Here is an 8,375-nt window from a genome sequence, read left to right as displayed (position 1 = left end):
GTTTGGTAGCCTACATTATACACGAAAAAGGGGGTCATTGCTTTTTTATATGCAAAAAGTGGTGAAGTCCTTGAAAATATAAGGTTTTAAAGAAAAATAGGACTGTAAAACTTTACAGTACCTGATATAATACGGGGATTAAGATATGAAAAAATATGAAGTATCAGATGTAGAAAAACTGTTTCACAAACTTGGATATTAGTGAGGCGGAAAAATTTCTTCTAAGATGATATACTAAAAACTTATGTAGAATACTTGACAACTAGTAATCACTAGTCTAGAATATAAATGGACTAGTGATTACTAGTTTTTTCTTGCGATGAATTATGAGACAGGAGGAAAGCGATGACAACTAAGGAAAGGATTACGGAAGAAGCCTTAACCCTCTTTGCAGAAAAGGGTTATAAAGGAACAAGTGTAAAGAATATTGCCGATGCAGTCGGGATTAAAGATGCTTCGTTATATAACCATTTTAAGAGTAAGCAGGAGATCTTTGATTCTATTGTGGAGCTGATTTTGGAACATATATCAGGTCTTTCGGAGACATTGGGAATGCCTCAGTACGATAACGGATATACATCCGCTTCTGTGTTTTATGAAAAATTGGATCTTGAAGGACTCAAGAACCTTTCGAGGGAGGTATTTGTCTTTTATCTTACAGATCCATATATTTCCAAGTTCTGGAGGATTGCCCATATGGAGCAGTATACAAATCCCAAGATCTATACGATATTCAGGAAGATATTTATGGAAAATGCGATTTCCTATCAGGAAAGGTTGTTTGAGGAGATGATGGAACAGGGCGTATTCTATCGGGGAGATGCAAAAGCAGCGGCGCTCAATTTCTATTCTCCAATTTATTTACTATTGTCCATGTACAATAATCAACCGGAACACAAGGAAGAAGCTCTTGAAATACTTGATAAACAGATAGAAGAATTTTTCCGAATCTATCGGAAGAAGGATTAGGAAGTGGAGGAACATAAAGATGGAAGGAAAGATGGATCTACAGGAATATATGACAGCTGGTGTTGAAAATATCATGAAAAATGCAGTAAAAGTTACTTTGACTAATCCGGCACAGAGTATTTTTATGACCAGGTTTGCAGTGGCGGCGAAAGCAGCATCCAGAAAACGTGCGATGTCTGAAAAGGAAGGAGAACATATTCCTGCTTTTCTGATTGCCAGTATTACAAGCAGTTGTAATCTGCATTGTGCAGGCTGCTATGCCCGGGCGGTTCATTCGTGTGCAGATGTAGAGCCGGAAGAGCAGCTTTCTGCGCAGGAATGGGATCATATTTTTGAACAGGCAGAAGAGATGGGAATCAGCTTTATCCTTCTGGCAGGTGGAGAACCGATGATTCGACGGGATGTTATAGAGAAGGCAGGAGACAGACAGAACATTTTGTTTCCGATTTTTACAAACGGAACACTTATGAATGATACATACTTCAGAATGTTAAAAAAATGCAGGAATCTGGTTCCAATATTCAGCATTGAAGGTAGAGAAAAACAGACGGATGCCAGAAGAGGGGAAGGTGTATATGAGAAGGTTCTTACTGCCATGGAAGAAATGCAGAAAGAGAAACTGCTGTTTGGTTCTTCTGTAACGGTTACAAAAGATAATCTGGAAGAGGTAACGTCTGATGCATTTATAAAAAAACTGGAAGAACGAGATTGTAAAGCTTTATTTTTTGTAGAATTTGTGCCGATGACACCGGAGCTTAAGGAGTTAGCGCCGGGAGATGCAGAACGGGAGTATATGAATCAGCGTCTTGTAGAAATCAGAGAAAAGTATCAGGATATGATTTTTTTGTCTTTCCCTGGAGATGAAAAATCATCCGGCGGCTGTATTGCGGCAGGAAGAGGATTTTTCCATATTAATTCTCATGGAGGCGCAGAACCATGTCCATTTTCCCCATATTCGGATGTGAATGTAAGAGACACATCTTTGAAGGATGCACTGCATTCTGGTCTATTCAGGGAATTACAAAGCAATGGGACATTGCTGGAGGATCATGTTGGTGGTTGTGTTCTGTACGAGAATCGTGAGAAAGTGGAAAGATACTTCGATCGTGATTTATAATTAAAATATATCAGGAGAGAGTTAATTGAAAATGAAAAAATGGAATGATACGTCACAAATATTTACAAAGCCCTATTTGGTCTGCATATTTGCACTGATTTGTTGTTTCCTTTGGGGAAGTGCATTCCCGAGTATTAAGATTGGATATCGTCTTTTTCAAATATCGGATGCAGATGCAATGTCCCAACTATTATTTGCCGGTTATCGGTTTACACTGGCAGGAATTATGGTCATCTTGATAGGAAGTTTCATAAAGAGAGAATTCCTTTATCCAAGGAAATCTTCATGGTCGATGGTAATAAAACTTGGGTCTGTTCAGACGGTTTTGCAATATGTGTTTTTTTATATGGGACTGGCACATACATCGGGAGTAAAAGCTTCTATTATAACTGCATCCAATGTCTTTATTGCGATTTTTCTGTCAGCGCTTGTTTTTTCTGAGAAATTGTCAATTCATAAGTTCGTCGGATGCCTGCTTGGATTCATAGGTGTTATTTTTATTAATCTGGAAGGTGGAGGATTAGATCTTCAGGTGTCTTTAACCGGAGAAGGGGCGATGTTCGTATCGGCATTCGCAGCGGCACTTTCTTCCGTGTTAATAAAGCAGTACTCGGAGAAAGAAGAGACTTTTACGCTCTGTGGTTATCAATTTCTGCTTGGTGGAATTGTTTTGACTTTAATCGGACTGCTGAATGGCGGGAATGTAACGGGTTTTACACCGGCTTCGACTTTATTATTAGGATATTTAGGTCTAATATCTTCAGTGGCATATTCCTTATGGAGCCTTCTGCTGAAATATAATCCGGTCGGTAAAGTGGCAGTATTTGGATTCAGCAATCCCATGTTCGGAGTGATTCTTTCGGCTATATTGTTAGGTGAAAAAAATCAGGCATTTACTTTGAAAGGACTGTTAGCTTTGATTCTTGTCTGCAGTGGAATTCTGATTGTGAATCGAAGTAAATGATTATTTCATCGGCGCACATTTTGAGCAACAGACCAGATAATATTAACAAAATATCTATAAAATTGACACAAACATCTGTATTGGTGTGATATCTCTGGAAGCGCATATCTGTTACAATATTGTTAAGAGGACGATTAGCTTATAGATTGAGATTAAGAGAAAAATGAAAGTAGGAGTGGATGAGATGTCAAAAGCTATCATTATATATGGATCAAACTATGGAACAGCCAGAAGGTATGCAGAGGAATTGTCTAAAAAGACGGATATTCCGGCGACTTCTTATGATAAGGCTGATATACCAAAAGATTGTGAGGTCATCGTTTACCTTGGCGGGTTATATGCAGGTGGGGTAAAAGGATTAAAGGAGACACTGCCGGCAATTTGCAAGACAGCGTATAAAAGATTCGTTATTGTTACAGTCGGTCTTGCGGATGTAGAAGATGCAGAGAATATTAATAATATACGCAATGCCTTACAAAACCAGCTTTCTGCTGAAGTGTATGAGAAGGCGGAAATATATCACTTAAGAGGCGGAATTGATTATAGTAAGTTGAGTTTCCCGCATAAGACAATGATGAAGCTGCTTTACACAAAGGCTAAGAATCTCCCGGAGGATAAAAAGAATGCAGAAGTCAGAGCGATGATTGAGACTTATGGAAAGCAAGTGGATTTTGTGGATTTTAAGAAGCTGGATGTCATAGAACAAAGTTTATCCATGTAAAGGGGTACAGGAAATTGTCCTGTCATTGATCTGGAGAGGCTGAATCATAGGGGAAGGAAGTGGAAGTGTGGAATTAATAACAGAAAGATTAATCTTACGTCCCTGGAAGGATACAGATGCCGAGAGTTTGTATGAGTATGCAAAAGATCCCAGAGTTGGTCCAATTGCAGGATGGCCGGTCCATACCAGTGTTGAAAACAGCCTTGATATAATAAGAACTGTCTTATCGGCGCCAGAGACATATGCTGTGTGCCTGAAGGAAGATAATAAAGCAATTGGCAGCATTGGTCTTATACCACCAATGCAGTCCCATACAGTTGCCGCAGAAGATGAGATCGAAGTAGGATATTGGATTGGAGTTCCTTTCTGGGGAAATGGTTACATTCCTGAAGCAGTAAAAAGATTACAGCGGCATGCTTTTGAAGACCTGGGATGTAAGGCAATGTGGTGTGGTTATTATGAAGGCAATGAGAGGTCAAGACGTTGTCAGGAAAAGTGCGGATTTATCTACCATCATACAGAAGAGAATAAACACTGTGAATTGATGGGGGATATTCGGACAGAACATTTCACATATATCACAAAGGAGCAGTGGTCAGCTGATGAAAATTAAGAGATTAAGTCATAGGAAACTAGGTTTTGTGATTACAGGAAAGATGCAGAACGATGGAGACATTCAGTATATACCGATGGAATACAGAATGGAAATAAATGCAAACTGTCCATGCTCCAAAACAAAGTGCATCCGTCACGGAAGATGCAATGAATGCAGAGCCCACCATGCAAAACGTAACAGACCACGTCCATGTGAGAGAAAAGGAGAAAAATATGCATGAAGTGAAGGCAAAAGGAATCCTTTCTGCCCAGAATGGGATGAACATATACAAAGGGTGTACTCATGGCTGCATCTATTGCGATGCCAGAAGTACCTGTTATCAGATGGATCATGCGTTTGAAGACATTGCTGTAAAGGTGAATGCACCGGAACTTTTAGAACAGGCCCTTCGCAGAAAAAGGAAAAAGTGTATGATAGGGACAGGAGCCATGAGTGATCCATATCTTCATCTGGAGAAAGAGCTTTGCCTGACAAGACGGTGTCTGGAGATAATTGATGAATATGGATACGGGCTTGCAATCCAGACTAAATCAGACATGCTCCTGCGAGATCTGGATATTATGAAGAGAATTAATCAGAAAACAAAATGCGTGGTGCAGATGACATTGACGACTTTTGATGAAAGGCTCTGCCAGATATTAGAGCCCCATGTCTGTACGACATCGCGAAGAATTGAAGTGTTGAATATTCTACGTGAGGAAGGCATTCCGACAATTGTATGGATGACACCGATTCTGCCGTTCATTAATGATACAGAGGAGAATATCCGAAGCATTCTTAGTGCATGCAGGAAAGCGGAAGTATATGGGATCATGACTTTTGGAATTGGTTTAACATTGAGAGATGGGAACCGGCAGTACTTCTATCAGAAGCTGGATCAGCATTTCTCAGGAATGAAAGAACGATATATAAAAACATATGGTAATGCATATCAATTGCCTGTGCCAAGAGGAAAAGAGTTGATGAAGCTGGTGCGTCAGGAATGCAGTGATGCAGGAATAGAATGGAGAACAGAAAAAATATTTGAATATATGCATCAATTTGAAGATAAAGAAGTAGGTAGACAGTTAACATTGTTTGATTGATAAGAAAGAAATGCGATGAATTTCCCGGTATTAGTAGCATACGGCATGTAATCTGTGATTATACCGAGAAATTGCCGGAGGGAGAATTTGATGCTGTTATTTCAGCATTATCGGTCCACCACCTTGAAGACAATCAAAAAGAAAAATTGTTTCAGAGGATTTTTGACAAGTTACCGAAAGGCGGGGTATTTGTAAATTACGACCAGTTCTGCGCCGGATCTGAAAAAATGAATCGCTGGTTTGATCTGTATTGGGAAAAACAATTGACGGAAAGTGAATTAACCGACAGGGATATTGAATTGTGGAAAGATCGCAGGAAATTAGACAGAGAGTGTTCTGTTGAGAAAGAGGTAGAGATGTTGCGAAGAAGCAATTATTCGGAAGTAAGATGCGTATACTCATACCATAAGTTTTCAGTAATTGTGGCGATAAAGTAAATCCCGGTTTGCAGAACCATAGGAAAAGAAGCAGATATTTTGTGCGAAGATTTGGCCTCAAGCCAAATCTGAGAAGACTGCTGAGACTCGAAATCATCAAGATTTCGGGGTGAATCAGCCTGGTCACAAAATATCTGCTTCTTTTTCGGTTATGGATTCTTAGCGAAGGACTCCGCAATGGCAACCATCCCATCCATCCTCTCGCCGTACACCTCCCAATTACCAACTAACTAATCTAAATTCCTCTCCCTATAAAACTGACACATTCACCTGAAAAATATGTCTATCGGATAATCAAAATATTTCTTATAATATTGGTATAGACATGAGAAGCATGTCCAGGAAGGAGCAATGATATGAAAATGATGAACGATAGACTATATAAATCAAATCAAAATAAGATAATAGACGGTGTATGTGCAGGAATTGCAGAGTATTTCGGTATTGATCCCACTCTGATTCGACTTGGATGGGTGTTATTCTGCGCTATGGGTGGAAGCGGTTTCCTTGCTTATATTATTGCAGCTATTATTATTCCACGCCGCCCGGAAGGAGAGATATAATGAAAAATATTATCGAAATCAGTCATCTAAACAAGACCTTTGTGGAAGTAAAAGCGGTACAGGATCTAAGCTTTCAAGTCAGAGATGGAGAATTATTTGCATTTCTTGGCGTTAATGGAGCGGGTAAATCCACTACAATTAATATCATGTGTGGGCAGCTTTCCAAGGATACAGGTAGTGTATATATTGGCGGCACTGATCTGGACACTGATCCGGACAGTATTAAACGCAGTCTGGGTGTGGTATTCCAAAATTCTGTTCTGGATAAAGATCTCTCTGTATGGGATAATCTGCAGAGCCGAGCGGCTTTGTACGGAATTACCGGAAAGGATTTTAAAGAACGTCTGGCAGAGCTTGCAAAGCTTCTGGAATTTGAGAATCTGCTGAAGCGTACGGTAGGTAAGCTCTCTGGCGGTCAAAGGCGAAGAGTCGATATAGCTCGGGCATTGATTCACAGACCGAAGATATTAATCCTGGATGAGCCTACGACAGGTCTTGATCCCCAGACGAGAAATATTTTATGGAAAGTTGTTGGAGATCTTCGAAAGAATGAGGGAATGACAGTGTTTCTTACGACTCATTATATGGAAGAGGCTGCAGATGCAGATTATGTAGTGATTCTGGACAGCGGGAAGATTGTTGCTGAGGGAACGCCACTGACATTGAAAAATACATATACTGGGGATTTTATCACGATATATGGTATACAAGAATCGCAGATCAAAGAGATAGGAGCTCCTTATGAGGCTATCCGTGATGCTTATCGGATATCTGTACCGAATACAGCCGAAGCAACAAAGCTGATTTTACAGTATCCGGAACTTTTCAAGGATTATGAGATTACAAAAGGGAAGATGGATGATGTATTTCTTGCCGTGACGGGCAAGAAGCTGATCGGGGGTGGAGAGAAATGATGACCGGAATTGGCGCACTTGTAAAGCGTAATATTAAATTATATTTTAAAGATAAAGGGATGTTTTTTACTTCTCTGATCACGCCTTTGATTCTTTTGGTGCTGTATGGCACATTCTTGAGCAATGTCTATGAGGACACATTCCGCAGTGCCATGGAAGCGGCAGGAGCTACTGTGTCCGATAAACTGATCGGCGGCTGTGTCGGTGGAGAACTGGTCTCATCCCTGCTGGCTGTGAGCTGTGTGACAGTAGCATTTTGTTCTAACCTTCTTATGGTGCAGGATAAGATCACCGGTGCCAGAAGAGATATAACGATCGCACCTGTAAGACCCAGCACGCTGGCTCTGAGTTATTATCTGTCTACTTTGATTTCCACGATGCTGATCTGTTTTATTGCTACAGGTGTATGTCTGGGGTATCTGTCATATGTGGGATGGTATCTGACTGCTGGTGATATTGCGAAGCTGTTTTTGGATGTGGTTTTACTGGTACTATTTGGTACAGCACTGTCTTCCTGTGTGAATTTCCCACTGTCTACCCAGGGGCAGGCTTCTGCAGTAGGAACAATCGTTAGTGCAGGATATGGATTTGTCTGTGGTGCCTATATGCCAATCTCTCAATTTTCGGAAGGGCTGCAGAAAGTGATCTCTTTTCTGCCGGGTACATACGGAACCAGCCTGTTGCGTAACCATGCTTTGCGAGGAGTGTTTGAAGAAATGGGAAATCAGGGATTTCCGGATGAAATAGTGGAAGCTATCCGTGACAGCGTAGATTGTAATCTATACTTTTTTGGTGATAAAGTAGCGTTAAGCAATATGTATGTGATCCTGATCAGTGCCATTGTGATTGCCATAGTGATCTATGTGGCAATGAATGTACTGCTTGCAGGAAAAAGAAAGGGATAATATGATTCATAAAAGATAAAGAAGGGCCTTGACTCTCCCCATATGGGGAGACTGTACAATAATTCCAGAACAAGTCGAAGGAGG

11 protein-coding genes are annotated in these 8,375 nt (G+C 40.4%); all 11 read left to right on the top strand.

The genetic code is table 11. The features are described 5' to 3' along the window. Positions 1-345 precede the first annotated feature (345 nt). The 11 genes from ABE613_RS05600 to ABE613_RS05550 all read left to right on the top strand — a co-directional run bounded on the left by ABE613_RS05600 (position 346) and on the right by ABE613_RS05550 (position 8,291). Positions 346-969: a TetR/AcrR family transcriptional regulator gene (locus tag ABE613_RS05600; RefSeq protein ID WP_347375894.1), complete on the top strand. Its 624-nt coding sequence runs from the start codon at positions 346-348 to the stop codon at positions 967-969. Between the two features lie 19 nt (positions 970-988). After that, positions 989-2,086 carry a radical SAM/SPASM domain-containing protein gene (locus ABE613_RS05595; RefSeq protein ID WP_347375893.1) on the top strand — a complete coding sequence of 366 codons (1,098 nt, stop codon included), beginning with the start codon at positions 989-991 and terminating at the stop codon, positions 2,084-2,086. Between the two features lie 31 nt (positions 2,087-2,117). Further along, positions 2,118-3,050, top strand: coding sequence for a DMT family transporter (locus ABE613_RS05590; RefSeq protein WP_347375896.1), 933 nt, complete (start codon positions 2,118-2,120; stop codon positions 3,048-3,050). 184 nt (positions 3,051-3,234) lie between these two features. Beyond that, a complete protein-coding gene (locus ABE613_RS05585; protein ID WP_347375892.1) occupies positions 3,235-3,771 on the top strand; it encodes a flavodoxin domain-containing protein in 537 nt (178 codons plus the stop codon). A gap of 67 nt (positions 3,772-3,838) precedes the next feature. Beyond that, positions 3,839-4,384 carry a GNAT family N-acetyltransferase gene (locus tag ABE613_RS05580; RefSeq protein WP_235233076.1) on the top strand — a complete coding sequence of 182 codons (546 nt, stop codon included), beginning with the start codon at positions 3,839-3,841 and terminating at the stop codon, positions 4,382-4,384. Then, positions 4,374-4,607 carry a hypothetical protein gene (locus ABE613_RS05575; protein WP_347375891.1) on the top strand — a complete coding sequence of 78 codons (234 nt, stop codon included), beginning with the start codon at positions 4,374-4,376 and terminating at the stop codon, positions 4,605-4,607. The genes ABE613_RS05580 and ABE613_RS05575 overlap by 11 nt, the downstream gene beginning before the upstream one ends. Further along, positions 4,600-5,472, top strand: a complete 873-nt coding sequence (locus ABE613_RS05570) for an SPL family radical SAM protein (RefSeq protein ID WP_347375890.1) — start codon at positions 4,600-4,602, stop codon at positions 5,470-5,472. The genes ABE613_RS05575 and ABE613_RS05570 overlap by 8 nt, the downstream gene beginning before the upstream one ends. Further along, on the top strand, positions 5,469-5,909 hold the full coding sequence (locus tag ABE613_RS05565) for a class I SAM-dependent methyltransferase (protein ID WP_235233079.1): 441 nt from the start codon (positions 5,469-5,471) through the stop codon (positions 5,907-5,909). Before ABE613_RS05570 ends, ABE613_RS05565 begins: the two co-directional genes overlap by 4 nt. Before the next feature lie 362 nt (positions 5,910-6,271). After that, positions 6,272-6,472: a PspC domain-containing protein gene (locus ABE613_RS05560; protein WP_235233122.1), complete on the top strand. Its 201-nt coding sequence runs from the start codon at positions 6,272-6,274 to the stop codon at positions 6,470-6,472. Then, complete coding sequence (locus ABE613_RS05555) at positions 6,472-7,386, top strand: ABC transporter ATP-binding protein (RefSeq protein WP_235233080.1); 915 nt, start codon at positions 6,472-6,474, stop codon at positions 7,384-7,386. Before ABE613_RS05560 ends, ABE613_RS05555 begins: the two co-directional genes overlap by 1 nt. Next, positions 7,383-8,291 (top strand): ABC transporter permease, encoded by a 909-nt coding sequence (locus tag ABE613_RS05550; protein ID WP_347375889.1) that lies wholly within the window; start codon positions 7,383-7,385, stop codon positions 8,289-8,291. Before ABE613_RS05555 ends, ABE613_RS05550 begins: the two co-directional genes overlap by 4 nt. Positions 8,292-8,375 lie beyond the last annotated feature (84 nt).

The sequence above is a fragment of the Dorea chungnamensis genome (assembly GCF_039832125.1).
Classification (GTDB): domain Bacteria; phylum Bacillota; class Clostridia; order Lachnospirales; family Lachnospiraceae; genus JAFBIX01.
The sequence above is the reverse complement of the archived record's forward strand: the minus strand, read 5'-3'. Positions and strand labels throughout refer to the sequence as shown.

What these genes read in the sequence shown, in the direction of transcription:
- ABE613_RS05600 (WP_347375894.1), top strand. Translation starts at nt 346, where the DNA reads ATGACAACTAAGGAAAGGATTACGGAAGAAGCCTTAACCCTCTTTGCA.
- ABE613_RS05595 (WP_347375893.1), top strand. Translation starts at nt 989, where the DNA reads ATGGAAGGAAAGATGGATCTACAGGAATATATGACAGCTGGTGTTGAA.
- ABE613_RS05590 (WP_347375896.1), top strand. Translation starts at nt 2,118, where the DNA reads ATGAAAAAATGGAATGATACGTCACAAATATTTACAAAGCCCTATTTG.
- ABE613_RS05585 (WP_347375892.1), top strand. Translation starts at nt 3,235, where the DNA reads ATGTCAAAAGCTATCATTATATATGGATCAAACTATGGAACAGCCAGA.
- ABE613_RS05575 (WP_347375891.1), top strand. Translation starts at nt 4,374, where the DNA reads ATGAAAATTAAGAGATTAAGTCATAGGAAACTAGGTTTTGTGATTACA.
- ABE613_RS05570 (WP_347375890.1), top strand. Translation starts at nt 4,600, where the DNA reads ATGCATGAAGTGAAGGCAAAAGGAATCCTTTCTGCCCAGAATGGGATG.
- ABE613_RS05560 (WP_235233122.1), top strand. Translation starts at nt 6,272, where the DNA reads ATGATGAACGATAGACTATATAAATCAAATCAAAATAAGATAATAGAC.
- ABE613_RS05555 (WP_235233080.1), top strand. Translation starts at nt 6,472, where the DNA reads ATGAAAAATATTATCGAAATCAGTCATCTAAACAAGACCTTTGTGGAA.
- ABE613_RS05550 (WP_347375889.1), top strand. Translation starts at nt 7,383, where the DNA reads ATGATGACCGGAATTGGCGCACTTGTAAAGCGTAATATTAAATTATAT.